21 protein-coding genes and 4 pseudogenes are annotated in these 23,921 nt (G+C 63.0%); 16 read left to right on the forward strand and 9 right to left on the reverse strand.

The window, feature by feature from the left end:
• The first annotated feature begins 13 nt into the window (after positions 1–13).
• The 5 genes and pseudogenes from EKH55_RS22430 to EKH55_RS22450 all read left to right on the forward strand — a co-directional run bounded on the left by EKH55_RS22430 (position 14) and on the right by EKH55_RS22450 (position 3,128).
• Positions 14–484: pseudogene (locus EKH55_RS22430) on the forward strand (hypothetical protein).
• Positions 484–666, forward strand: coding sequence for a hypothetical protein (locus tag EKH55_RS22435; protein ID WP_192803787.1), 183 nt, complete (start codon positions 484–486; stop codon positions 664–666). The pseudogene EKH55_RS22430 and the gene EKH55_RS22435 overlap by 1 nt, the downstream one beginning before the upstream one ends.
• A gap of 80 nt (positions 667–746) precedes the next feature.
• A complete protein-coding gene (locus EKH55_RS22440; RefSeq protein ID WP_151613216.1) occupies positions 747–1,139 on the forward strand; it encodes a hypothetical protein in 393 nt (130 codons plus the stop codon).
• Positions 1,140–1,383: 244 nt separating this feature from the next.
• The gene (locus EKH55_RS22445) at positions 1,384–2,574 is read left to right on the forward strand and encodes a DUF932 domain-containing protein (RefSeq protein WP_151613217.1); all 1,191 of its coding nucleotides are present in this window, start codon (positions 1,384–1,386) and stop codon (positions 2,572–2,574) included.
• A gap of 110 nt (positions 2,575–2,684) precedes the next feature.
• Positions 2,685–3,128 carry a DUF3846 domain-containing protein gene (locus tag EKH55_RS22450; RefSeq protein WP_151613218.1) on the forward strand — a complete coding sequence of 148 codons (444 nt, stop codon included), beginning with the start codon at positions 2,685–2,687 and terminating at the stop codon, positions 3,126–3,128.
• A 359-nt stretch (positions 3,129–3,487) separates the two neighbouring features.
• Here EKH55_RS22450 and EKH55_RS22455 read toward each other — a convergent pair whose 3' ends face one another.
• A complete protein-coding gene (locus EKH55_RS22455) occupies positions 3,488–4,678 on the reverse strand; it encodes a DUF1173 domain-containing protein (RefSeq protein ID WP_151613219.1) in 1,191 nt (396 codons plus the stop codon).
• A gap of 238 nt (positions 4,679–4,916) precedes the next feature.
• Between EKH55_RS22455 and EKH55_RS29485 the strand changes: the two genes are divergently transcribed.
• The 5 genes from EKH55_RS29485 (at position 4,917) to EKH55_RS22480 (ending at position 8,326) form a co-directional block, all read left to right on the forward strand.
• The gene (locus EKH55_RS29485; RefSeq protein ID WP_165614767.1) at positions 4,917–5,075 is read left to right on the forward strand and encodes a hypothetical protein; all 159 of its coding nucleotides are present in this window, start codon (positions 4,917–4,919) and stop codon (positions 5,073–5,075) included.
• A gap of 13 nt (positions 5,076–5,088) precedes the next feature.
• Positions 5,089–6,138 carry a DUF7146 domain-containing protein gene (locus EKH55_RS22460; RefSeq protein ID WP_151613220.1) on the forward strand — a complete coding sequence of 350 codons (1,050 nt, stop codon included), beginning with the start codon at positions 5,089–5,091 and terminating at the stop codon, positions 6,136–6,138.
• Between the two features lie 291 nt (positions 6,139–6,429).
• Entirely contained in the window at positions 6,430–7,371 is a 942-nt protein-coding gene (locus EKH55_RS22470; RefSeq protein WP_151613221.1) for a DUF2493 domain-containing protein, read from the forward strand.
• A gap of 160 nt (positions 7,372–7,531) precedes the next feature.
• Entirely contained in the window at positions 7,532–7,816 is a 285-nt protein-coding gene (locus tag EKH55_RS22475; protein ID WP_069461332.1) for a type II toxin-antitoxin system TacA family antitoxin, read from the forward strand.
• Positions 7,817–8,326, forward strand: coding sequence for a GNAT family N-acetyltransferase (locus EKH55_RS22480; RefSeq protein WP_151613222.1), 510 nt, complete (start codon positions 7,817–7,819; stop codon positions 8,324–8,326).
• Positions 8,327–8,442: 116 nt separating this feature from the next.
• On the opposite strand, the pseudogene EKH55_RS30190 reads toward EKH55_RS22480, so the two are convergent.
• Positions 8,443–8,584 (reverse strand): annotated as a pseudogene (locus EKH55_RS30190) (AbrB/MazE/SpoVT family DNA-binding domain-containing protein); the annotation flags it as partial.
• 71 nt (positions 8,585–8,655) lie between these two features.
• On the opposite strand from EKH55_RS30190, the gene EKH55_RS22490 reads away from it, so the two are divergent.
• The 4 genes and pseudogenes from EKH55_RS22490 to EKH55_RS22505 form a co-directional block, all read left to right on the forward strand.
• Positions 8,656–8,916 carry a type II toxin-antitoxin system Phd/YefM family antitoxin gene (locus EKH55_RS22490; RefSeq protein ID WP_151613223.1) on the forward strand — a complete coding sequence of 87 codons (261 nt, stop codon included), beginning with the start codon at positions 8,656–8,658 and terminating at the stop codon, positions 8,914–8,916.
• Between the two features lie 663 nt (positions 8,917–9,579).
• Positions 9,580–9,903, forward strand: a complete 324-nt coding sequence (locus EKH55_RS22495) for a DUF736 domain-containing protein (protein ID WP_069461328.1) — start codon at positions 9,580–9,582, stop codon at positions 9,901–9,903.
• Positions 9,904–10,317: 414 nt separating this feature from the next.
• Positions 10,318–10,482, forward strand: a complete 165-nt coding sequence (locus EKH55_RS29490) for a hypothetical protein (RefSeq protein ID WP_165614766.1) — start codon at positions 10,318–10,320, stop codon at positions 10,480–10,482.
• Positions 10,483–10,951: 469 nt separating this feature from the next.
• Positions 10,952–11,310, forward strand: a pseudogene (locus EKH55_RS22505) (hypothetical protein); the annotation flags it as partial.
• Between the two features lie 42 nt (positions 11,311–11,352).
• Here the strand turns inward: EKH55_RS22505 and traG are convergent.
• The 3 genes from traG to EKH55_RS22520 are packed head-to-tail and all read right to left on the reverse strand — an operon-like array spanning position 11,353 to position 13,779.
• Positions 11,353–13,272 carry a Ti-type conjugative transfer system protein TraG gene (gene traG, locus EKH55_RS22510; RefSeq protein WP_151613225.1) on the reverse strand — a complete coding sequence of 640 codons (1,920 nt, stop codon included), beginning with the start codon at positions 13,270–13,272 and terminating at the stop codon, positions 11,353–11,355.
• Entirely contained in the window at positions 13,269–13,502 is a 234-nt protein-coding gene (locus EKH55_RS22515; protein ID WP_069461323.1) for a conjugal transfer protein TraD, read from the reverse strand. The genes traG and EKH55_RS22515 overlap by 4 nt, the downstream gene beginning before the upstream one ends.
• Positions 13,492–13,779, reverse strand: a complete 288-nt coding sequence (locus EKH55_RS22520) for a TraC family protein (protein ID WP_069461322.1) — start codon at positions 13,777–13,779, stop codon at positions 13,492–13,494. Before EKH55_RS22520 ends, EKH55_RS22515 begins: the two co-directional genes overlap by 11 nt.
• Positions 13,780–14,003: 224 nt before the next feature.
• Here EKH55_RS22520 and traA point away from each other — a divergent pair, with 224 nt between their 5' ends.
• Entirely contained in the window at positions 14,004–18,623 is a 4,620-nt protein-coding gene (gene traA, locus EKH55_RS22525; RefSeq protein ID WP_151613226.1) for a Ti-type conjugative transfer relaxase TraA, read from the forward strand.
• Positions 18,624–19,031: 408 nt separating this feature from the next.
• Here the strand turns inward: traA and EKH55_RS22535 are convergent.
• The 3 genes and pseudogenes from EKH55_RS22535 to EKH55_RS22545 all read right to left on the reverse strand — a co-directional run bounded on the left by EKH55_RS22535 (position 19,032) and on the right by EKH55_RS22545 (position 21,689).
• Positions 19,032–19,304, reverse strand: a pseudogene (locus EKH55_RS22535) (hypothetical protein).
• Positions 19,305–19,548: 244 nt separating this feature from the next.
• The gene (locus EKH55_RS22540; RefSeq protein WP_210249912.1) at positions 19,549–20,010 is read right to left on the reverse strand and encodes a nuclear transport factor 2 family protein; all 462 of its coding nucleotides are present in this window, start codon (positions 20,008–20,010) and stop codon (positions 19,549–19,551) included.
• A 32-nt stretch (positions 20,011–20,042) separates the two neighbouring features.
• Complete coding sequence (locus tag EKH55_RS22545; RefSeq protein WP_151613227.1) at positions 20,043–21,689, reverse strand: FAD-dependent oxidoreductase; 1,647 nt, start codon at positions 21,687–21,689, stop codon at positions 20,043–20,045.
• A 370-nt stretch (positions 21,690–22,059) separates the two neighbouring features.
• Here EKH55_RS22545 and EKH55_RS22550 point away from each other — a divergent pair, with 370 nt between their 5' ends.
• Positions 22,060–22,941, forward strand: coding sequence for a helix-turn-helix domain-containing protein (locus EKH55_RS22550; RefSeq protein ID WP_151613228.1), 882 nt, complete (start codon positions 22,060–22,062; stop codon positions 22,939–22,941).
• 10 nt (positions 22,942–22,951) lie between these two features.
• Here EKH55_RS22550 and EKH55_RS22555 read toward each other — a convergent pair whose 3' ends face one another.
• Positions 22,952–23,902 (reverse strand): LysR family transcriptional regulator, encoded by a 951-nt coding sequence (locus tag EKH55_RS22555; RefSeq protein WP_151613229.1) that lies wholly within the window; start codon positions 23,900–23,902, stop codon positions 22,952–22,954.
• Positions 23,903–23,921: the final 19 nt, after the last annotated feature.

Genomic DNA, 23,921 nt, shown 5'->3' on the forward strand with positions numbered 1-23,921 from the left:
AGGAGAAAACTGTATGTCCGCATCACTCATTTTCGACATTGCAGCGCTCGGTTCGTTGGCCCGCCGGTTCCGACGGGCAGCCCAAAGCGCCCGCCCGCTTCACGAAGAAGCTCGCCGCGTGGGAACGACGCAATGGCGTCGGCCGCATCGTGCGCAAGGAGCCTCGTCGGGAGCGGCCGACCTACAGCAGCTCGCCATGCTTTAGCCTGCATGAAGGAAACTTCGGCGAGGGCGGCGTCCTGGTGCCGGTCATGCGCACCTGTGGGATCGAAAGCGATTTGAGCTTCCGGGTGCTGGAACGCCTCAGACCCGGTCAGGTCTGCGTCGTTCAGGTAGTCGGCGATAACGTCGAGTTGCTGCATCTGGCCGATAATCGCGACGCCGCCGAACGTTGGCTCGCCAGGCCGGCTATCGCCGCGCTCGTATTGAAGAGGTCGCGGCCGACGAGGTCAGCGCGGATGCCGTCGAAGGACGAGCCACGTGATGCACAACGACACGCATGAGGAAATCGAGCGCATCGCCGGCGAAGCCGGCTGGGACAGCTTCCCGCTGCTGATTAGTCTGGGGGCCGAGGAGAAAGACCTTTCCCGCAGCCTGATTGACCATCTCTCGGGTCTTGCCGCCGACGAGGACGAAACCGACGACGAACAACAAAGCGGCGATTGAGCCACTTTCCACCATGCTTTCAATCACATGGCCCGGCTCCGACAGGAGACCGGGCCGTCGCCATTTCGAGGAGCATCGAGATGATTCAATGGGCAAAATCCTGCTCATACGACGACGAGCAGAAGTGTCGCTTCCATTCCACCACCCGGTCCCGGCTGAAGAAGCTGGCGGCCGAACATCTTGCAGCCGGTTCCTACGAGATCCGGTCCAACAAGGCGGGGATCGCCGCCAGTGGCGAGATCACGCTGCACCACGAGCAATTCTACCTGCAGGTCGGGCAGTTCGACCTGTCGCCCGGCCACGGCATCCTCATCCGCACCTGCAAGGGGCGGAAGGATTTCACCGGTGGCCCCAACCACTTCGTCGGGCTCCAGCTGCTCGACGACATACCCGCGCTTGCCGCCAGCGTCCGCATTATTACCGGCGTTGGGCGATCATCCGACGCGACCGCGGCGCGCAGTCACGCCGCCTGAGATCATCACGCACCCATCCCGAACCAGTGACTGCGAAGCTGCAAACCCGCGCATCCTCCGATGCCGAGAGAGGGGGAGGAGGGCAGGTGACAGATGCGGCTTCGGGAGACCCGAGAGAGAGTCTTCCGCCTTCGCTTGCGTTGCCGCGCCGATCCGGTGCCGCGGCGCCGATCCTGCATCCACCTCACCAGCCCGGGTGGCGCAAGTGCGGCAACCGGGCTCTTTCGTTTCAGGAGACTTCATCATGAACACTATGGTTTCCAGTTCCCGGTCCGTATCCGGCGGCTTCAAGGTCGACATGTCGCGCGGCGAGCGCATTGGCCGCGTCTCATCCGAGTGGTTCTCGCGCCCCGACGACGAGCGCTTCCTGTCGCTCTCCGACCTTCATCGCGCGGTCAGCGCCCGAACCGAGCGCGCCCGGGTTCGAACGGTCGAAAGCGCGGAGATCCGCGTGGAAGCGACCCGCGACAATGCCGAGAGCATCTCCCTCATCGTCCCAGGCGAACGTCAGCCGCTGGCGCCCACGCACTGGAGCTACGGGCAGCTTTGCAGCCTGGTCGGTGCGCCGGCAAGCTATATGCGCCAGTTGCCCGCGCCGCTCGCCGCCATCAACCTCCAGCACGGCCTCCTCAACAACCGCTCAGAACTGGTGAAAACATTGGAGATGGATGACGGCCACGTCGAACTGCGGGCAGTGACCAGCCCCGAATACGGCCGCATTTGGGACCATGAACTGATCGCGGCCATCATGAACATCGCCGGCAACGGCACCGGGGATTCGATCTGGAAGGTGCCCGGTGTCCTCGACTGGTCGACGATGACCCACAATCCCTTCGTCGACATCACCAAGGCCACGACGACGCTCTATGCCAGCGACCGCGATGTCTTCGTCTTCCTGGTCGACGACACGCACCCGATCGAGGCCGGTCGCCTGCCGAACGGCGAACCGGATCTCTACTTCCGCGGATTTTATGCGTGGAACTCCGAAGTCGGTTCGAAAACGCTTGGGATTGCAAGCTTTTACCTGCGCGCTGTCTGTGCCAACAGGAATCTATGGGGCACCGAAAATTTCGAGGAAATCACCATCCGGCACTCGAAGTTCGCGGCGCAGCGCTTTGCCCACGAGGCAGCACCCGCGCTGGCGAATTTCGCCAATTCCTCGCCGGCGCCCTTCATCGCCGGCATACGCGCGGCGCGCGAACGGGTCGTTGCGCGCAACGACGAGGACCGCTCGGATTTCCTGCGCAAGCGCGGCTTCTCGAAGGCCGAGACCGGCAAGATCATCGAAACGGTGCTTTCCGAAGAAGGACGTCCGCCGGAATCCATCTTCGATTTCGTCCAGGGCATCACGGCGCTCGCCCGCGGAAAGGCCCACCAGGACACACGGCTGGAACTCGAAGGCAAGGCACGAAAGCTGCTCAAAAGCGCCGCCTGATTGCGGTCCGCTCACCAGCACGTCCCCATCCTCCTTCATCGCCCGGCCGTTGCGCCGGGTTTTCGCATTCACGGAAAGACAATGCCATGACCAATCTCGGGAGACACACCATGAGAACCGCCAAGACCTATCTCGTAGAACCGCTGATCGGCACGATCCGCATCGTATCGATACCCGCCGAAAACCGGTTGGGCGTCATCCGCAGCCTGATCGAATGCGACCTTATCGACATGGTCCGTATCGACGAACGCCACGCCATCGTCGTCGACGATAGCGGTCTCAGCGAAACCCTGCCCTGCGTGGCGGAACTTGAGGGCTATGCGTCTCCGCTGGCCGGCAATCTCCTGATCACCGGTACGGACGACAACGGCGAGACCATCGATGTCGAAACCGAGATCGACGAGATTGCCGCCCGTCTTACCATCGTCAGGCCGGTGCTGCATCCGGTCTTCGAAACACTGAGCGGCCCGCTTATCTTCGGCTCGCGGCTGGCCGCCATGGAGGTGAGAATCGAGCGCAACTCGCCCAAGGTCGTCAGCGAAAACAGCAACTGATCGTCGCGCCCCAATTACGTTTGTCCCGATCGAATGTGCTGGACGCAGGTCCAAAGCGATTATCCAATGATATCCGTGGGCTTCTGCTTTGCTACCGATCCAGACGACATCGGCCTCATCGTGCCGTCGTCATCCTGGCCGGCGTGTTCGCTCGCGACCTGATCGATGGCCACATTCAGGTCGATCTTTCCCCCAAGTGGGGCGCTCCTTTCGGGACAGACTGCGCCGGTTCTTAATCTCGACGATGAACGGTTTTTCTCAGGTTTCATGAAGCACCGCGGGAGAGAGGGGGCTTCGACAGGGATGAGGTGCTCTTGTTCGCCTCGCTCTGTCAACGCCCCGAGCCGTTCCTGCAGATATCAGGGGAGTTTCGGCATTTCGCCCTCGGCCACCCGCCAGATCCAGGGTGCGATCTCCGGTCTAGTGTCGATCATACCGGTGAGTGCGTGCTCGTATTCAACTCCGGCGCTCGCCGGCACGATGAACATTGCGATGGGGGCGGGCTTCTGCTCCGGCAATGTCACCGACACGATCGGCGCATCGCGCGGCAGGTTGAAGCGCAGCCCCTTGACGCTCTTTCGCTTGAGATGTCCGAGCTTTTCCAGCAATCGCAATTCGTGGATGTCCTCGAATGGCAGCCAGTGCTCGTTGACCACCATCAGGGCGACCTCTTCGACCGACGCGATGCCGGCGGTCGAGATGCCGAAGGTGGCGATCACGATCAGATGGAACGCCTCGTTCGATCGCCACAGTTCGAGTTCGGTCTCATAGCGGGCTGCAAGCCGTCGCCATGCGCCGTCCTCGATCATCAGAGGGAAGGGCATGTGCCGCACGACGATCCTCTGTCCCTCGCGCGCCGGGGAAAACTCCTTCACCTCGGCCACGATGATCATCAGCTTGCGCGGTCCCGAACCCGTCGCTTGCACAGCCTTGAGCGCCGCGGCGCGCCGAGCGGCGATTCCGTCCTTGTCCTCCGGCTGGAACAGCTCCGGCACGTAGAGCATATCGCTCAGGGGAACGCCCCTTGTAGTCATCTGCGAGGCGGCATTGATAAGGCTGGTGCGCACCCGGCCCCAGCCGCGACGGCCGGCCCAGGTAGAGCGCCATTCCGTCAGTTCGCCCGCCTCCCACAGATAATGCAGCATCGCCTTGAGTGACAGTTTTTTGGGCTCGCTGCGAATGCCTGGCTCCGATGGCTCTGTCGGTGCGGTCGGCGCCGAGCGTGGCCCGCGTTTCGTCAAGGAAAAATCGAGCTTCAGGCCGGCCTTGCCGCTGGCGTCGATCTGGATCGCGGTGCCGATCAGGGGACCGAGACCGGAGAGCTCGTAGGGCGGCTCATAGGAGGGGCAGGCAGGATCGTGGTCACGTCCAGACAACGGCATGCGTTTGATGAGATACTGGTCGTCCATCCGTGCGATATACATCGGAACCGGTGACACCGTGCACATGCACATCGGTCGAAGCCGCTGGTCGTAAGCGTGCGGAAGCAGCGTCTGGAGTTCCCGGTCGCGCTCATCCAGCACTCGGTCGCCGATCACAAACTTGCGCATGCCTCTCCTCCTCGTCGTCTCGCTGGAAGGCAAAACCCTTCGGTCATCCTCGGAAGTATGTACACGAACACCGCCCCCTATACTATCTCAAATCTGATAGTATCTGGGGCGTGCCTGCGGTCGGCTGCGAAAGGCGGGGGCGGCACGGTCTGCGCCAGAGGAAGAGAGTGGCCGGCCGGGAGTGGGCGGGAGAGGAGCTGGAGGGGAGGTCTCCGGCGGCCCGCTCTGGAGTCTATCGATGATGATCTATCGCCTGCAGTCGCTCATGCCTTCACTGGGCAACCTGTTTCTCGACTTTCCAGCCCGCTTCTTCGTGCCGACGACCGAGGACCGCCCGGCGATCCTCTCGAAACTGATGCAGCGCTACCGCCTGCTCGACATCGTTAGCCGGTCGTGATGGAGGTCACCTCATGCTCTCCGCCTCGGATCTGGCGGATCGTCTCGCACATCATGCCGAGGCGGTCTGCCGACATTACCTGTCCGCCGGCCGGCGAGCCGGCAATTACTGGATTGTTGGCGACGTCGCCAACAACAACGGCCGCTCGCTCTATGTGCGTCTGACCGGCCCGCGCGCCGGCCGCTGGGCAGACAGCGCGACCGGCCAATATGGCGACCTGCTCGATCTGGTGCGCGAAACCTGCGGGCTTGTCGATTTTCGCGATGTCGCCGATGAGGCGCGACACTTCCTCACGCTTTCGCAACCCGACCCGGTGTCGTGCCGCAGGGGCGGTGCCGGCGACCATCCGCCGGTTGATAGGCCGGCTGCGGAGCGCGCGAGACGATTACTTCGTATGACACAGCCCCTCGCGGGAACGCTTGCCGACAGTTATCTGCGCCAGCGCGCCGTCCTGCGAGGGTCCCTGCACCCGGCCCTGCGTTTCCACCCGTCCTGCTATTACCGGGATCTTGTGACCGGCTGGACGGCGAGCTTTCCGGCGCTGATCGCCGCCGTGACTGATGGGTTCGGCGCGGTCACCGCCGTCCATCGTACCTACCTTGATCTGGACGGCGTCGGCAAGGCGAAGGTCGATACCCCCCGCCGTGCCCTTGGCGACCTGCTCGGCAATGCCGTCCGCTTCCACTTTCCCGGTAATGCGCCCGTGCCGGTGATGGCCGCCGGCGAGGGGATCGAGAGCATTCTGTCGCTGTCGCACGTGATGCCAGGCATGCCGATGGTCTCGGCGCTGACGGCCAATCACCTCACCGCCTTCCGCCTTCCGGCCGGATGCCTGCGCCTCTACATCGCCGCTGACGCCGACGCCGCCGGCAGGCATGGCATCGAGGGATTGAGCCGCCGCGCGCAGGCGCTCGGGATCCTGCCGCTCGTGCTCGCCCCGGAACTAGGCGATTTCAATGAGGACCTGCGCCGGCTCGGCCCCGACCGGCTCACCGCCAGCCTCCGGGTGCAACTCGTGCCAGAAGACAAGCAGGCCTTCCTGCCTTCCGTGAACCGGCCGTGAGGTACGTTGCAGGCGAGGCAGGTCCTTGCCGGTCGCCGTTCTGGTTGGCGCGCCCGCGGGCCTGCCGGGAGGCGACCCTTACCATGTGGCTGTCGGGCCTTCAGCGGGTCAGTCGGGTTTCTTCCCCGCGCCGGCTGAGCCGGCGCTCCTCGCGGGCCAAGAAACCCTCTTCCGCCGCCCGGCGCTTCGCTGGGCCGCGGCGCTCAAGCGCCGCGGTTCCGGCCCGCCACCCCATGGAGAGGGATCGCCGTCAGGCCGCGAGAGGCGCGGCCGCAACCGACGGAGACCATCATGAACCTTACCCTTCCCCTCGACGACGCCTTCGAACCCCACCATGCGTCTTCCCCGACCGACCGCTTCATCTACGAGATCCAGATCTACGGCCATCGCCCCTTCCAGGACGAGCCGGACCCGAGGCCGCTGCCCGAAGAGCCGGTTGTCCAGTCGGCGCTGACTGCAGTCTTCGACGCCATGTTCGAGATGCTTGGCGACACGCGGCTGGAGCCCGATCTCGAAGACCTGCTCTGGTCGACGGTCAACCTCTTCCACCGTGCCGGCGAGCGCATCCAGCGGGAGCTTCAGCGCAATGAGGACGCGCAGCGCGCCGGCCAGCGCGAGCAGGACGGCAGCGAAGTGAAGAGCGTCGAGTTGGAGCGCCACATCGCCGAGGGCATCACGCTTCTGGAGCGCCGCAACGCCTTCGAGTTCATGCGCGACTATGCGGCCGATCTCTTCGAAGCCCAGACCGGCTCGGCATGGCGGCCGCGCACCGGCTCGAAGGTCAGCCACGCCAACATGACCGCAGCTATGATCGAGTCCAGAGACTTCCTCTCCGCGCGCCGCCGCGCCGAGACCGAAGTGCTGATCCCCGGCGGCACGAAGATCGCCTTCGGCGGCGGCATCGACTACAACGATCACGAACGGATCTGGGCGAAGCTCGACCAGGCCCTTGCCAAATATCCCGACATGGTGCTGCTGCATGGCGGCTCGCCGAAGGGGGCCGAACGCATCGCCGCCTGCTGGGCGGAAGCGCGCAAGGTGACGCAGATCGCCTTCAAGCCGAACTGGACCAAGCACGCCAAGGCCGCGCCCTTCCGACGCAATGACGACATGCTGTCGGTCATGCCAGCCGGCGTCGTCATTTTCCCTGGCTCCGGCATCACCGGCAATCTCGCCGACAAGGCGCGTCGCTTTGGTATCCCGGTCTGGCAGGTTTCAGGAGACGGAGCGTGAGCGCCGTTTTCCCTCTGTTCTTGGGACGACGATCGTCGGGTTCGTCGCGCGCATGCGTGCTGGAAACCCGCCGCGCGAAGCGCGGCGGCACGCTGCTGAATCGAAGTATTGCAATCCGCATTACGGAATTGTATATATGCTCGCAACACAGGAGCGAGCCATGGCCACGACAACGCCCAGGAAGGAAACACCCGTCTCGATGCGGTTCCGTGACGATGATCTGACGATCATCGATCGTGGCGCGGAGTTGCTCGGCCTGTCGCGCACGGAGTTCATGCGCCGTGCGGCATTGCATGAGGCCCAGGCGGCGATCCTCAACGAAACCGTCATCCGCCTCTCGCCCGACGCCTATGACGCCTTCATCCAGGCGATCTCCGCCCCGCCGGCTTCTCCGCCGCCGAAGGCGGCCGAGCGGCTGCGCCGGTCAGCGCCCTGGGAGCGCTAGGTGGCGCTTTCAGGTGTCGAACTCCTTGACGACACGCATCGGCTCGACGCTTTCGACTGCGGCAAGCCGGCCCTCAATGCGTGGCTGAGCGGCTTTGCCCGGGCCAATCAGGCGCGCGACTTCACCCGTGTTCTCGTCGTTCACGACGATGGCACCGTCGTCGGCTATTACGGGCTCGCCCCAAGCGTGATCCAGCCAAACAGCGCGCCGCGCGCAATCCGCACCGGGCGCCCCCCAGACCCCATTCCCTGCCTCCTCATCGGGCAGCTTGCCGTCGATCAACGCTATGCCGGACAAGGCATCGGCAGCGGACTGGTCAAGGATGCGCTACGCCGCTGCGTCGCCGGAGCCGAGATCGTCGGCGGCCGCGCCGTCGTCGTCCGGGCGATCGACGCCGAAGCCGAACGCTACTGGCCGGGCTGGGGCTTCATCGCCTCGCGGGGCAATCCATCGGTCCTCATGCGCTCCATTCAGGACGTCCGCCTCTGGCTGGCGGACACGACGCACTAGATTCTCGGACGGCACTGGCGCGAGCGAGCCAAAGCTTATAGCGACCACTCCTCCACCGGCAGGCTTTCAAACCCGGTTGAACTCGTCCGCAGTTGGTGAGGAGAAGAGACACGAGATCACTGAAACACCGTGTCCGGCCGATCCTGCTGTTCCGGCTGCTCGCGTCCGCTCTCCATGAAGTCTTCACTCATGCCACGCGCCAGCGCTGCCCGACGAGCACGGCTCGCCCGCCTCGACATGCGGGCGGAGAATGAGGGCGCTCGACCCTTCGGGGTTCCTGTACATCGGGAAAATCTGGATAGTGTGGAGGATCAACAGAGGAGTGGGCAATGCGGCAGTTTACGACACGCGACCTCAGCAAGCATATTAGCGATGTTACCTCCGCCGCCGGCCGCGAACCCGTCGTGCTCACCCGGCATGGGAAACCCCGGTTCGTGCTGATGAGCTACGAGCATTACGAGCGAATGCGAGCCGGGGGAGATCCTCGACGCGGCCATCGTGTCTCCGAGATGCCGGAAGAACACAAGGAACTCTTCGCCGCGGCGATCGACCGGCTGGCGAACGGCGAGGGGTATGACGCCGAACCGTGAGCTCCTGCTCGCGCGAATTCACCGACGTCCAGCGAGGCTAGCCCCAATTGCTTAGGACCGACGGATCGGAGTAGGCGGGTGTTTGTCGAGGTGACCGCGGTCGTGCCCAGACCGGACGGCGGGCGGATCGTTGAAGACCGCCTGGCCGATGTCGGCGGGGGCAGCGTCGCGAGATGTTGCGGCGCCGTATGCTGGCGATATGGTCACCGCGGTCGTCTCAACGTGCGCCCGAGAGATGTGGCGGCCAGTCGACACTCCTTGTTGACTGCGCTTGGCCGGGGCGAGGGAACATCGCGCCGGCTGGTGTGTCCGCAATGGAAGGTGCTGGCAGTCTCCTGCTGTGCCGGACCGGGTGGCCTCAATGGTTTGTCGCCGGCGTCGGTTGCACGAGACCATTCCCGTTTCTATGTCGCCCTTTAGCCGACCGCCCGCTTTTGCGGTCAACCCCTGAAGGGGTACGTCTCGGCGAAAATTCCGCAAAATTCGATTTCGGTTCTTCATGCGCGCGCCTGGTGCTTTCCACCCGCAAGCTGGGTGGAAGCGCGCCCGCTTCTTGGCGGAAAATAGAATTTTACAGAATTTTCGCCGAGATGACCGCAGCAGATCGGCCGTCTCTTCGCGCGCCATCGGGAATGGTCCCGAGCAACCGAAGGAGACAGTACCATGGCCACCACGATCGCAACCCTGACGCAGAAGACCGACGGCACCCTCGAAGGCATCTTCGCTACCATCCGGGTCAACGCTCCGATCGCCATCGTCCCGAACGCCGGCAAGGCAACCGAAGAAGCGCCCGACTACCGCGTCATCCACCGCCGCACGGGCTTCGAGATCGGCGCAGGCTGGAACCGCATCGCCCGGCAGACCGGCGAGGAATACCTCTCGGTGAAGCTGGAAGCCCCGGAGATCGGCGTGATCTTCGGCAACCTCGCTCCGGCCCCAGGCGGCGATCCGAACCGCAAGGTGATCCTCTGGAACAACCCGAACTGAGCCCCAACCGCCGGTCCCGAGCAATCGGGGCCGGCCACCCCCTCCGACAGCGGCGAATTCAGCGGGAGGTCGGACGAGTACGAAATCGTCAAGCTCGAAGCGTCGAGCGCTTGCGCGAACTTGGTATCGCTGACGAGCTTGATCTTTACTCCAATACCCCGTCCGGTCGGTCGCCATCGGCCGGCGGGCGGTTCTGGTGCCACACGAAACGAGGGACTGTCTGCTCAGATCGCCAATTGTGCCATGAACGTTCGCGCCGCCTCAAGGACGAGCGGTTCCCCCAATTTTGGCGCAAGCGACAAAATCGGCTCCCCCACTCGCCGCCGTTGGCGGTCGCTACGCGATCCTTGACCCGGCACGATCCCTCACGACCCCGGCGGCGTCATCTTTCACATCAGAATGGAGATGACGACGATGACGATCGATCAACACATCGAGGAACTGCGCGCGGAACTGCGGAACGCCGCATACCTCACCGAGCGCCGCGAGATCGTGGCCGAACTGGAACTGGCGCTTGCCGAACGCGAGTTGATCTGGGCCGAACAGGAAGGACGTGTCAGTGCAGAGCCTCCCTTCTGAGGGAGGCTTTCGCTCCCTCGCCCTGGCCCAACACGCCGGATCGACCGGCGCGTTGGGTCCGAAGCTCCACTTCCGGCCGTCTCGCCCGTTACCGTCGATCAACATAGGCTCTCTCGCTCCGCCTACGATCTCGCTCTATATACTCGGGCCCGTTTCGCAGCAGATCGAGGAACACAAGGACCGCGTCCTCTTCGCCGTCGCAATGATGCACCATCGACGCCACGCCGCCCTTCTGGGGCGGCGTTTGCCGCGTCGCCAAGCTTCACCCGCGGATCGACCGGCAGGCCAGGCTGGAAGCTCAGCTTCGCGCCATGATCACAACTGTGGATCAGCGAGGGCGCCTCGAGCAGACGTCACGCCATTGGGCCACGCCGGAAATCTGCGTTTGGTCTGTAACCGCGCGCCCGTTTCAGCCGCAGAAGATCGAGGAACATGCCCACTCGATCATCAGCGATGCACCATGGCCTAGGCGCGAGAGGCTGGGAGCGGAGAGACGGAGGACGCAAGGAGCGGCCGGTTGCCGTCGGCGTGAGAATGCCGCGGTCCGATGGTGAACTGGTTCTCTTCTTTCCTATCACCACCAAGCAGCCGGAGGCGTTACGGTTTGCCGTGGAAATACCGGCGATCGAAAAGCGCCGCGCCGGCCTCGATGTCGATCGCAGGGTTTGGATCATCATCGATGAGTTCAATACCGACATAATCGGCAGCTCATTCTATCTTGAGCCCGAGCCGCCAACGGGCCGCTTTAGCAAGGCGTTCTTCCTGCCGCCGCTGCGCGAGTTCATCAATCGCCGCAGGTCGGCCAAGGAGGTCATCCGATTCCGCTGACCTCCCGCTCGCGATAGCCTCATTGCCCGTCAGTTGCTCGAGTCACTGGAACGGTTTGACGAAGCGGTTCGGCTTGGTCGCCGCGTTCATGTCTTTCCGCCGGAAGTAGATTGCCCGCCCGCAGCGGATCGGGCTGTGCCCCTGGACGATGATGATCTGCTCGTCCTTGCGCATCGATTGCGTGATCTCGTGCGGCATGATCAGTGGTCGGCGCTGGAAGTTGATGCTCTCCGATTTCCGCGAGGCGCTGCTCTTCGTGTCCCAGCCAATATTGCGGGAGCTTCCCTTCACCTCCACCGTCATCTCGCCGCATTGAGCCGAGACGTTGCGCGCCGTGTCGAGCGCCTTGATCGCCGCATAGCTCGCGAAGGCGCAACCGTCGATCCATGAGGTCGCGCCATCCTTCCCGAAATGCCGCTCGAGCTGCCCGACCGACTGGTACATCAGCATCATCGAGACGCCGTACTTGCGGCCGCGGTCGCGCGCTTCTTCCAGAACACGCATGTAGCCGAGCAGATCGACCTCATCGAGCATGAACAGTGCCCTCCGCTGGAATGCGCCGTCGGCCTGCACCATCGCGTTGATCAGCGACCCGATGATCACGCGGCCGATGCCCGGATAAGAGCGCAAGATCGGCGCCGGGATATTGAGGAAGACGTCCTTCTTGCCGGTCACGATGTCGCTCGACCTGAACACATTGCCGCAGACGAGTGCAGCATAGCTGTCGAGGGAAAGCCATTGTGTGTCCTTCGATGCGGTCGAATAGACGCCGCTGAAGGTCTGTTCGGTCATATTCGTGAACACGCCAAGTGTCTCCCGGATGAAAGCGGATTGCGAGTGCTCCTGAATGTCGCGCAGCCTCGCGAGCACGGAAGGCTCCGGCTCAGATACGATTTCCCGAAGACTGCGCAAATTGCGTCGCCCCTCATATTCCGGCGAGAACATCACATGCGCCAGAAGGCCGGTCAGCAGGTTGTGTGCCTGGTTCTGGAAATAGGCACCGCTTGAGGATTCGAAGCGCACGCTTTCTGACAGCAGCATGTGGGCGATGCCGACGATATTTTCCTCCTTTTGATTCGAGGCTTCGATCCCGTCGAGCACGTTGAAGCCCATGATTGGATTCGTCGGGTCGAGCACCATGACCTCACGCCCCAGCACGCGGGTGCGGTGTTCGACCACCATCGGCGCGACCTCGGTCGAGGGATCAAGGCAGATCAGCGGTCCGGTATAGCGCAGCGCCGTCGGCACGACGTTACTGGTCGTCTTGTAGCCGCCTGAACCCGCGAAAAAGAGCATATGGGTGGAATCGAAGTCTTGGCTGTAGGTGAGCAAACGCGCCTTGCCGCCCTGTCCCCACGTAGCGCAATCGTTCGGATCGAAGGGCAGTTCATGGACGATTTCCTTGTCGACGCGGTAGCGCTCGCCGACGACGATATCGCCGTTCGGCGGAAAGAGCTTTCCCGCCGCCGCCATCGGAAGCCAGTCCGCGTCCCCGAAGATTCCGCGCTTGGCGCGCTTCACCGGTTCAGGCACGACGGTGGAAATGCGCGCGGCCACCGCCACCGCCATGAAGCCGACAACCGCACCGATAACGGCGACCATATCAAGATAGGACAGTGCACGGTCCCATGTCACCGCTCCGCTTTCCACGGATGGGGCGAGCCGGCCGAACTCCCGCAAGCCATAGAAGCCGGCCACAGCCAGAAAGCAGACGAGGTTTGCCATCGCGACAGGTCTTCGCCGGTGCAATGGCAGCGCCCACACGCTCAACAGCCCCGCCAGCGGTCCGAACAAAAGCGCCGGTAAGGGTGAGGCCCGCAGAAACCAATATTCCGCCTTCCCGGACAGGCTGGCGGCGAGCGCCAGCCAGCGCCAGCCGACGACGTAGACGGCAAAGGCGGTGACGACGATCGGCACCAAGACGAGCAGCAGGCTCGGATGCAGTTTCGCTCGCACGGTCATTCCGCGGCCTGCGTCATGCGCGTGGAAGGACCGTCAAGCGCCGCTGCCTTGAACGCTTCTTCGCCGATATCGCGCAGGCGCCGATGCTCGGAGGAGCCCGGAGCGACTCTTGCCAATTCCAGCAAACCGCCGAGCAGGAATGCGCGGTCTGCCTTCGACAGTCCTGCCCTGACGACGATGCCGCCGAGCAGGAATTTCTCCCGCGCGTCACGCTTGCGATCAGCTGTCATGATATACCTCCGCCGGCGCTCCAGTCCCGCCAATTGCTGGTCGACGCGGCGAAGCAGTTGCGTGATCCACCCCCTTCTTCTCTCCTTTGCGAAATCGCGCGGCGATCTCTTCGAAAATCCGATCGACCTCCTCGTCGGCGATTTCCAGTTCCGCCAGCCCCGATTTCGTCGCCGCCCGCGCAAAGCGCTCGGCGGACTTTGCGATCATCGAGCGTTTGCGCTCGCGCAGCTTCTCGATCTGGGCGTCGATGTCGGTGATCGAAGATTTTACAGCCATTCCAGCGTCCTTCCTTGTTGGAGCAATCAGAACGGTGGCGATTATACTATCTGTTTTATGATAGTAAAATAGGCTAGGTTGCATTATCCCGAAAACGTCGCAGCCGGAATTCCGGCAAATGGCCGTCTTCCGGAGAAGCGGCATCGGCCTTGGCAGGCCGATCGGTTTGAGGGCGCAATATACGTCGCTGGCGCGACGTGCTTTGGAGAGGTCTGGAGGCAGTCGTGGCGATTATGTTCGTCAGAGCGCAGGTGATCAGCAGGGGATCGGGACGCAGCATCGTCTCGGCCGCCGCCTATCGTCACCGCGCCCGGATGATGGACGAGCAGGCCGGCAGGTCGTTCAGCTATCGCGGCGGGTCGCGGGAACTGGTGCATGAGGAGCTAGCGCTGCCCGACCAGATCCCGGCCTGGCTCAAGATGGCAATTCAGGGGCAATCCGTCGCTAAGGCCAGCGAGGCGCTCTGGAATGCGCTCGACGCCTTCGAGACGCGGGTGGACGCGCAGCTGGCCCGCGAGCTCATCATCGCCCTGCCGGAGGAACTGACGCGGGCGGAGAACATCGCCCTGGTGCGCGAGTTCGTGCGGGACAATTTCACGTCCAAGGGAATGGTCGCCGATTGGGTCTATCACGACAAGGACGGCAATCCGCATATCCATCTGATGACCACGCTGCGTCCCCTGGCGGAGGAGGGGTTCGGGCCGAAGAAGGTTCCGGTGCTTGGCGAAGACGGCGAGCCGTTGCGCGTCGTCACGCCGGACAGGCCGAACGGCAAGATCGTCTACAAGCTCTGGGCTGGCGACAAGGAAACCATGAAGGCGTGGAAGATTGCCTGGGCGGAAACCGCCAACCGGCATTTGGCGCTCGCCGGTCATGAGATCCGCCTCGACGGGCGGCCCTCAGCCGAGCAGTGCCTCGACGGCATCGCGCAAAAACATCTCGGCCCCGAGAAAGCGGCGCTCGCCCGCAAGGGCATCGAGATGTATTTCGCGCCGGCCGATCTGGCGCGGCGGCAGGAGATGGCCGACCGGCTGCTTGCTGATCCCGAGCTTCTGCTGAAGCAACTCGGCAACGAACGCTCCACCTTCGACGAAAAGGATATCGCCAAGGCGCTGCATCGCTACGTCGATGATCCCGTCGACTTCGGCAATATAACAGCACGACTAATGGCCTCGGACGATCTGGTGCTGCTCAAGCCGCAGCAGGTTGATACCCATACCGGCAAGGCAACGGAACCAGCGGTCTTTACCACGCGGGAGATCCTGCGCATCGAATATGACATGGCGCAGTCGGCTGAGGTCCTGTCGAAACGCAAGGGCTTTGGCATCTCCGGTGCCCAAGTCGCCGCAGCCGTAAAAAGTATCGAAACGGCCGATACCGCAAAAACCTTCAAGCTCGATACGGAACAGGTTGATGCCGTTCGGCACGTCACGCGCGACAATGGCATTGCCGCTGTGGTTGGTCTTGCCGGCGCCGGCAAGTCGACGCTGCTGGCGGCGGCCCGCGTCGCATGGGAAGGTGAAGGCCGCCGGGTGATCGGCGCAGCACTTGCCGGCAAGGCGGCCGAAGGTCTGGAGGACAGTTCCGGCATCAGGTCGCGCACGCTGGCTTCATGGGAACTGGCGTGGGCCGGTGGGCGTGAACGGCTCAATCGCGGCGATGTGCTGGTGATCGATGAGGCCGGCATGATCTCGTCGCAGCAGATGGCGCGCGTCCTGAAGATCGCCGAGGAGGCGGAGGCGAAGGTCGTGCTCGTCGGTGACGCGATGCAGTTGCAGCCGATCCAGGCGGGCGCCGCGTTCAGGGCAATCACCGAACGGATAGGGTTTGCCGAACTTGCCGGTGTGCGCCGCCAGCGTGATGAGTGGGCGCGCGATGCATCCCGTCTCTTCGCCCGCGGCGAGATCGAGAAAGGCCTCGACGCCTATGCCTCGCATAGCCGGCTGGTCGAGACGGAGACGCGGGACGAGATCATCGCTCGCATCGTTGCCGATTGGGCGGGTGCGCGCCGTGCGTTTTTTCAGAAATCCATCGTTGGCGAGGAAGCGCGTCGGCTTCGTGGCGATGAGCTGCTCGTGCTCGCCCACACCAATGACGACGTCCGGAAGCTGAACGAGGCCTTGCGCCAGGTGATGGCGGACGAGGGTGCGCTGGCAGGCGCACGCCAATTCCAGACGGCGCGAGGCCTGCGCGAGTTCGCCGCCGGCGACCGCATCATCTTCCTCGAAAACGCCCGCTTCCTGGAACCGCGCGCGCGGCATCTCGGCCCACAATACGTCAAGAACGGCATGCTCGGCACGGTCGTTTCCACCGGCAACAAACGGGGCGATGCGCGGCTCGCGGTCCGCCTCGACAATGGCCGTGACGTCGTCATCAGCGAGGAGAGCTATTGCAATGTCGATCATGGCTATGCCGCGACCATCCACAAGTCCCAAGGGTCGACGGTCGACCGGACCTTCGTGCTGGCTACCGGCATGATGGACCAGCATCTGACCTATGTGGCGATGACCCGCCATCGCGACCGCGCCGATCTCTATGCGGCGAAAGAGGACTTCGAGGCAAAGCCGGAATGGGTTCGCAAGCCGCGCGTCGATCATGCCGCGGGCGTCACCGGCGAGCTCGTGGAAACCGGGCAGGCCAAGTTCCGGCCCGATGACGAGGATGCGGACGAGAGCCCCTATGCCGACGTGAAGACGGACGATCGAACCGTCCATCGTCTCTGGGGCGTGTGCCTGCCGAAGGCGCTCGAGGAAGGGGGCGTCTCCGAGGGCGATACGGTGATCCTGCGCAAGGACGGAGTGGAGCGGGTCAAGGTCCAGGTTCCTATTGTCGACGAGAAAACCGGGCAGAAGCGCTTCGAGGAAAGAGAGGTCGATCGAAACGTCTGGACGGCCAAGCAGATCGAAACCGCCGATGCACGCCAAGAGAGGATCGAGCGGGAAAGCCATCGGCCGGAACTGTTCAAGCAGCTTGTCGAGCGCCTTGGGCGATCCGGCGCCAAGACGACGACGCTCGATTTCGCGAGCGAGGAAGGCTACCAGGCGCACGCCTGCGATTTCGCGGGGCGGCGCGGTATCGATACGCTCGCCGAGGTTGCGGCCGGGATGGAGAAGGGCGGTTCCCGGCGGATGGCGTGGATTGCGGAAAAGCGCGGGCAGGTGGCCAAGCTCTGGGAGCGGGCGAGTGTGGCGCTCGGCTTTGCGATCGAGCGCGAAAGGCGTGTCTCGTACAACGAGGAACGGACCGCATCTTTCTCAGCCGGAAGCCCGTCGGATGGGAAGTATCTGATCCCGCCCGCCACCGCGTTCGCCCGCAGCGTCGAGGAGGATGCACGCCTTACTCAGCTCTCCTCGGAACGGTGGAAGGAGCGGGAGGAAGTCCTCCAGCCGCTGCTCAAGAAGATCTACCGCGATCCCGACGCGGCGCTTGTCCACTTGAATGCGCTCGCCTCGGATGCCGCCATCGAACCCCGCAAACTCGCTGATGATCTCGCCAAAGCACCAGGCCGCCTTAGTCGCCTGCGAGGGTCCGACCTCATGGTCGATGGCCGCGCGGCGCGCGAGGAGCGCAGCATCGCCACGGCGGCATTGAAGGAATTGCTTCCACTGGCCCGGGCGCACGCGACCGAATTCCGCCGGAACGCCGAACGCTTCCGCGAGCGCGAGCAGACGCGCCGTGCCCATATGTCCCTGTCGATCCCGGCGATTTCGAAGCAGGCCATGACGCGCCTCGTCGAAATCGAGGCTGTGCGCAGGCAGGGTGGTGACGACGCCTGGAAGACCGCCTTCTCCTTTGCAGCCGAGGATCGCTCGCTCGTGCAGGAGGTGAAGGCCGTGAGCGATGCACTGACCGCCCGCTTCGGCTGGAGTGCCTTCACCGCGAGGGCCGATGCGATTGCCGAGCGCAATATCGCCGAGCGCATGCCGGAAGATCTCACGGATGAACGGCGCGGGAAGCTGACGCGGCTCTTCCAGGTTGTCCGTCGTTTCACCGAGGAGCAGCACCTTGCTGAAAAGAAGGATCGTTCGAAGATCGTTGCCGGTGCAAGTGTCGAGTACGGGAAGGAAGCAAAAGCCGTGTTGCCGATGCTTGCCGCCGTGACGGAGTTCAGGACGCCGGTGGACGAGGAGGCGCGCCCACGAGCGCTTTCTGTGGCGCACTATCGCCATCAACGCGCGTCGCTCGCCGAGACTGCCACACGCATCTGGCGCGATCCGGCTGGCGCCGTCGACAAGATTGAGCACTTGATCGTCAACGGCTTTGCGGCCGAGCGGATCGCGGCCGCTGTGACCAATGACCCGGCAGCCTATGGTGCGCTGCGCGGCTCAGATCGCCTGATGGACCGGATGCTCGCCTCCGGAAGGGAACGGAAGGAGGCGCTGCAAGCCGTGCCCGAGGCGTCCGTTCGTTTGCGCTCGCTCGGCGCGGCTTATGTCAGCGCCTTCGATGGCGAGCGCCAGGCTATCATGGAAGAGCGCCGCCGCATGGCAGTCGCCATTCCCGGATTGTCGGACGCCGCCGAAGATGCCCTCCACCGACTGGCAGCGGAGATGAAAAAGAAGGGCAGCAAGCTCGACGTTGCCGCGGGCTCGCTCGATCCGCGCGTCCGTCAGGAATTCGCCGCGGTCAGCCGGGCGCTCGACGAGCGCTTCGGCAGAAACGCCATCCTGCGCGGCGAGAAGGACGTCATCAATCGCGTGTCGGCGGCGCAGCGGCGTGCCTTTGAGGCGATGCACGAGCGGCTGAAGGTGCTGCAGCAGACCGTCCGCATGCAGGCGAGCCAGCAAATCATATCGGAGCGTCAGCAGCGCATCATCGATCGCGCGCGCGGCGTCACCCATTGAGAGTTTGCGGAAATGCTGACCTGACAGTGAGCCAAAACGAACTCGCACAGTACGGGGCGACCATCCGCATTGTGGGCGACAATCTTCCTGTCATTCGCGGGAGGCCGAAGCTATCGCTGGATCGCACGCGATCTGGCCATCAGCAAGAGGACGATTGCTGATGTTGTCGCACGCGATCGCGCGGGTGCCGAATGACGTAGTGGCGCAGATTTCTGCCATTCGGCGGTCCGATGCTAAAGGCCGTAGCGGGTTGACAGCAGAAGTTCGGCTGCTCCTCGGCGTAAGTCGGATTCGCCCCGATGGCGGACGCTCAAGCGGCGCTCTGTCTTTCGTCGCGCCGTGCGCGAGGCGCTCGATTGAGCGACACATGACCCTCGACGAGCGGCCCTGCACCGACCGCGGTGTGTTTCAATAGCGGTAATACCCATAGATCGGTCGTGCGCCGCGTTTGCACTTGATCTCCTCCTTGTATTCGTCTTCGTCCCACTTGCGTTCGATCTTGCAGCGGCTGCGACGGTACTCTTCCTTATAGGCTCTCCGCTCGTATCGGGGCTCGTCATAATAGCCGCGCCAGCGTCACCGACCATGACCGCTCTCGTCTTTCCAAGGATCGGCCACTGCTGCCCCCGCGAAGGTGGTAAACGCTACGCCGGCGGCGGCTAAGATGATTGCGATCTTCATCATCAGTCTCCTTGTGCCACGTACCGGGTCAACGCTCACGTGCTGACTTGGTTTCTAAGACCGATCCGCCAGCTTTAATCCATAGGACCTAAGTTCAACGAAGGCGGGCAAAAGTCTTACCCGACTGCGAGAGTCGACCGGCTCCGCGCTCAAACAAGCTATTGACCAATCTGATGCCAATGGCGGCTTCGGATGACGTCCGCAGCGAGAACAACAACGAGCAAAATACTTGTTGCTTCGCAAGCTAGTTTTCGAGCCACGGGTAGCGGGCGGTGTCCTTACCGGCGTAGTCTGGGTCAAGATAGATGAAGCAGCGCTGTATTTTCCAGTCGCGGATTTCGAACACGTCGCACCAACGCCCCGCCTGCCAATCGGGAACGCCAGCGCGCCACGGACCGTCTCGGTGCTCGCCATGGCTTGTGCCCTCGCAAACCACGAGATCGGAGCCGGAGAAAATCCAGTTGAAGTGCGAGTAGTGGTGGACGATCGACTTGAGGGTCGCGCCGACATCGCCGAACAGCTTACCGATCTGGTCCCTGCCGCTCGCCAAACCCCATTTGGGGAAGTACACCTGCGCGTCCTCGGCGAAGAGCTCGATGATAGAGCTGCCGGTGGACGTCACCCCGCCATTGTCGAAGGCCTTCAGGTATTCGAGCGCGACCGACTTGCGCTGCTCGTCTGTCATTGTCTGCTTCGTGACTGCCACGTTTTCCTCCCTGGAAAGCAACCGTGAAAAGATCAGCGTCGCGGCTCTCCGCTGGCGGCGCTGGCCGCGAGATAGGCGAAAGCGAGGATAGGACCGAGGGTCGCCCCACCAGCCCAATAGGCACGAGCCGAGGCCGAGGCCACGCAGTTGCCGACGCCGTAGAGGCCGCGGATCGGCCGACCAGTATGATCGAGGACCTGGCCGTTGGGGTTAGTGACCGGTCCGCCCTTGGTATCGAGACTGCCGCCCGCCAGGAGCGCGGCATAGTACGGACCCTCGTCGCAGATCGGATACATAGTCGGATTCGGCGCGGCTGGGCTTTCGGCTGCCGGTCCGTTGAACAGAAGCTCTACCTGCCGCTCACCGCGGTTGAAATCCAGATCCTTGCCCTCCCTGGCAAATTTGTTGAAGCGCGAGATCGTCGACTTCAGGGCCTCTTCGAAGTCATCGGCGATCGTCAGATTGCCAGTGCGGTTCGCATACTTGTTGAAGCGCGCACGGATGTTGCTCGTCAGTTCGGCCAGGCTATCACCCTTGATGACGTGACCATCGTCCCTGCCTTCCGGCACGATGAAGCGGCCGTACTCGTCGCTTGCCGAGTATTGCTGGCTGCGCGCGTCCCAGATCGCGACCAGCACGAGGTTGGGGTACTCGGATTTCGTCGGATCCCAGGTGAAGAAGGCTTGCGCGGATTCGTTGTAGGCAAGTTTCTCGTTGGTAACGCGGCGACCGTTCCTGTCGACGTAGATCATGGAGTCGCCGGATGGGGAAAAGGTGCCGATCAGCGACGGATCGTCGTTCAGTGCCTTCTCGAGCACGATCGGACACATCCACGCGTAGTTCATATTGCGGAGCTGGGCGCCCGCAGCCGCACCGATATTGACGAAGTCGCCCTCGTTCGTGCGCACGGCGCAGCCGCCGAAAACCGGTACGCTCAGGAAGTTCTTGCGCATGTCGACGTCATGGGTGAAGCCGCCGGAGGCGAAGATCACCGCCTTGCGCGCTTTGAACGCGACGGTCGTGCCGAGGGCCGTATCGGCTTCGACGCCGATGACTGCGCCGCTCTCGTCGACATTCGTGCGCTGCACGCGGTGCCCGGTTCGGATATCGACCCCGTCGGCACGCGCCTTGGCGCTCATGGTGCGGATCGCGACCTCGCCGCCGTCCGACATGGACTCGCGGGCATTCTTGGGCAAGAGCACGCGGCCTTTCGGTGCCTTGTCCTCCGGCAGCTCTGCCCAGTAGTCGGGCACGAAGTCACAGTGCCGATATTCGAGCGCGCCTTTCTCGGCGAGCAGCTCGGTTGCAATCGAGGCGTTGTCGTAGATGGCAGCGAAGGAATCATACTCCCACTGCGACATACCGAACGTAGGGTGCTCGGGATCATAGGCTTCCGGGCGCGAAAGGCGGGCCATGTAGCGGATGCAGTCATCCCTCCTGTCCTCGATTCCGATCTCCTGCATGTGCCTGTTGTTCGGCACCCAGTACCAGAAGGCGGCCTTCCTGGTCGTGCCGCCGAGCTCGTCGGCCTTCTCAAGCAGCACGATCTCGTTTCCCTGCCAGCGGGCGAACAGCGCAGAAGCAAGCCCCGCCGCGCCGGCACCCACAATCACGATATCTACCTCCACATCGAAGCGAGACCGTTTGACCGGCAGACCCGATTTCCTGGCAATCGACATATGCTTCCCTCCCGACCTTCTGCACACCGGTGATCCGTGCCAAGGCTGCCGATTCCCGCTGTGCGGGTCTTTCAAATCTTTGCGCTTACAAATTCCTGCGGAGGAGTTGGCTGGCGGCGAAGCAGCATTGCCTCTAACTCGGACGGGGTGGGGCTAAGCAGTCTTGCGTCCGGGCGGCTTAAGCCGGATCAGCGCCTTCAGCCATCAAGATGGATGAGGTGTGCACGTCCAGCACATAACAATCCGTTATTCTAACCGGCGACGATGAGACGCTATTGAGGATTCCGGCTGCTATGGTCCTTAAAAGATGGCGCCTGCAGCGACCTTGATGGTGCGAGAAGAAACCGACGCTGGCTGGGGAGGATGATCAATGACAGCGATATTTAGGGGAGGGCGAGAGCTACGCTATACTGGGTTCGAGCAATTTCCGGCGCATGGAAGCTACGGAGGTATCGACCACTGCATTGCGGGCGCGAAGCCTTATACGCTTGAGTTCACCAACGAGTCCGATGTCATATGTTTGTTGCTGGGAGACATCTTCTCGAAAGCCAGGTTCGAGAACGACGGCGAGGAAACACTGCTGTTTCGCGGCGAAACGGCCGCGTTCCACCCGCGCCACGGCAGTGTCCGTGTCGCGGCAAGCACTGTTCGTCACGGCTTCATCGCCTTCTCGTATTCCGATGATTTCCAAGGGTCCATAAGCGACCGAGGCGTTGACAGGGTGCGAAGCGGCGGAAGCGTCAATAACATTCGGCTGAAATCGCTCCGCCATCTTGCCTGCTATGCCCGCGAGCGCCTCCGCTTTGGCCGGCCGCTCGATCCGCTGGAGATCCAGTATCTCGGCGGCATGGTCTATCTCGAGACCTTACGAGGTCTTCATGCTGTGAAGCCCGCTAATGCCTCCACACTTTCGGATGCGGAGTTTGACCGCCTTTCGGCCTTCATCGACGCTGAGCTTGAGGGCGACATTAGCTGCGCCCGCCTGACCGGATGTGTCGACCTGCCGCTGAGAGTGGTGTTCGAAGGCATTAAGACACGTACCGGTTTGCCGCCGTACCAGTTCGTTCTAAGAAGGCGGGTTGAACAAGCGCAAAAGCTTCTTATGCGATCTGACTTTTCGATCGCCGAAATTGCTTTCCGGTGCGGCTTCGCATCGCAGCAACACATGACATCGGTCTTGAAGCGGCAGCTTGGCCATACCCCCGGCCAGATCCGCCGCGGGACCGGTCCCAGCGAGTCGACGTCGCTTTAAGTGTCCTGGGCTAGACGCCCCAGACAACCGACTGCTCGTGCCGCTTGATGAGGTGCTTTAGGTTCTCGAAGCCGCTGCGGATGTGCCGGGCGAAGTGATCGACTGCCGGCATTCGCGGCGCATCCGCGCGCTTCAACAGTCCGAGTGCCCGTTCGGGATGAGGCACAGCGACCGGAAGCGCGGTGATCGACTTGTCCTTGCGAAGCGCGAAGACAACACTGTGCGGCAGGATAGTCAGTGCGTCGGTCCCCTTCATGTAATTCACGACGCCCATCAGCGATCCACCCGTGTAGCGGATCCTGATCTCGGTTGCTCCGAACGACAACAACATGCTGCGAAGATCGGCGAGCAAGGGGCTGCCCGGCGGCGGAGCGACCCACGGGTAATCCAAGAGGTCGCTTGGCTGCGGCCGGCGCTTCATGAGCAGTGGGTGGGTAACGCGGCAGGCAATCACATTGCGACCCGGCAAAATCTGCTGGAACTCTAATCCTGACCCTTCATCCAGGATGTCGATCGGGCAAATTGCAAGATCGACCTGATCCGCCTTCAAGGCGGCCCGCAGATCGGAAAAATAACCATAACTCTGATCGACGCGCACATCCGGATGCAGGTTCTGGAACTCCGCGATCATCCCGGCGATGAGCGCATCCATGAAGAAAGGCGTGCCGCCGACGCGCACAGTGCCGCCCTTGCCGACCCTGAAACTTTCGATCGTGTCGGACGCCTTGCGTGAGGCGGCCAGCATCACCTGGCCGTGATCGGCAAGCGCGCGGCCAAGCGGGGTCGGCTGGAGGGGACGACGGCCTTTGATGAATAATGGCTCTCCCAGGCGCTTTTCCAGCATCGACAGCGTGCGCGAGACCGCCGGCTGCGCAAGGCCGAGCAGGGCGGCACCCTCGGTCACGCCACCTGTCTTTACGACGGCCGCGAGCTGGATCAAATGGCGCTCATCTATCTTCATAACGATGTGTTATACAATC

Source organism: Sinorhizobium alkalisoli, from assembly GCF_008932245.1.
Lineage (GTDB): Bacteria > Pseudomonadota > Alphaproteobacteria > Rhizobiales > Rhizobiaceae > Sinorhizobium > Sinorhizobium alkalisoli.

What these genes read in the sequence shown, in the direction of transcription:
- EKH55_RS22435 (WP_192803787.1), top strand. Translation starts at nt 484, where the DNA reads ATGCACAACGACACGCATGAGGAAATCGAGCGCATCGCCGGCGAAGCC.
- traG (WP_151613225.1), bottom strand. Translation starts at nt 13,272, where the DNA reads ATGACCGTGCGAGCGAAACTGCATCCGAGCCTGCTGCTCGTCTTGGTG.
- EKH55_RS22460 (WP_151613220.1), top strand. Translation starts at nt 5,089, where the DNA reads ATGCTCTCCGCCTCGGATCTGGCGGATCGTCTCGCACATCATGCCGAG.
- EKH55_RS22555 (WP_151613229.1), bottom strand. Translation starts at nt 23,902, where the DNA reads ATGAAGATAGATGAGCGCCATTTGATCCAGCTCGCGGCCGTCGTAAAG.
- EKH55_RS22450 (WP_151613218.1), top strand. Translation starts at nt 2,685, where the DNA reads ATGAGAACCGCCAAGACCTATCTCGTAGAACCGCTGATCGGCACGATC.
- EKH55_RS22470 (WP_151613221.1), top strand. Translation starts at nt 6,430, where the DNA reads ATGAACCTTACCCTTCCCCTCGACGACGCCTTCGAACCCCACCATGCG.
- EKH55_RS22490 (WP_151613223.1), top strand. Translation starts at nt 8,656, where the DNA reads ATGCGGCAGTTTACGACACGCGACCTCAGCAAGCATATTAGCGATGTT.
- EKH55_RS22445 (WP_151613217.1), top strand. Translation starts at nt 1,384, where the DNA reads ATGAACACTATGGTTTCCAGTTCCCGGTCCGTATCCGGCGGCTTCAAG.
- EKH55_RS22440 (WP_151613216.1), top strand. Translation starts at nt 747, where the DNA reads ATGATTCAATGGGCAAAATCCTGCTCATACGACGACGAGCAGAAGTGT.
- EKH55_RS22545 (WP_151613227.1), bottom strand. Translation starts at nt 21,689, where the DNA reads ATGTCGATTGCCAGGAAATCGGGTCTGCCGGTCAAACGGTCTCGCTTC.
- EKH55_RS22475 (WP_069461332.1), top strand. Translation starts at nt 7,532, where the DNA reads ATGGCCACGACAACGCCCAGGAAGGAAACACCCGTCTCGATGCGGTTC.
- EKH55_RS22520 (WP_069461322.1), bottom strand. Translation starts at nt 13,779, where the DNA reads ATGGCTGTAAAATCTTCGATCACCGACATCGACGCCCAGATCGAGAAG.
- EKH55_RS29485 (WP_165614767.1), top strand. Translation starts at nt 4,917, where the DNA reads ATGATGATCTATCGCCTGCAGTCGCTCATGCCTTCACTGGGCAACCTG.
- EKH55_RS22515 (WP_069461323.1), bottom strand. Translation starts at nt 13,502, where the DNA reads ATGACAGCTGATCGCAAGCGTGACGCGCGGGAGAAATTCCTGCTCGGC.
- EKH55_RS29490 (WP_165614766.1), top strand. Translation starts at nt 10,318, where the DNA reads ATGACGATCGATCAACACATCGAGGAACTGCGCGCGGAACTGCGGAAC.
- EKH55_RS22455 (WP_151613219.1), bottom strand. Translation starts at nt 4,678, where the DNA reads ATGCGCAAGTTTGTGATCGGCGACCGAGTGCTGGATGAGCGCGACCGG.
- EKH55_RS22550 (WP_151613228.1), top strand. Translation starts at nt 22,060, where the DNA reads ATGACAGCGATATTTAGGGGAGGGCGAGAGCTACGCTATACTGGGTTC.
- EKH55_RS22495 (WP_069461328.1), top strand. Translation starts at nt 9,580, where the DNA reads ATGGCCACCACGATCGCAACCCTGACGCAGAAGACCGACGGCACCCTC.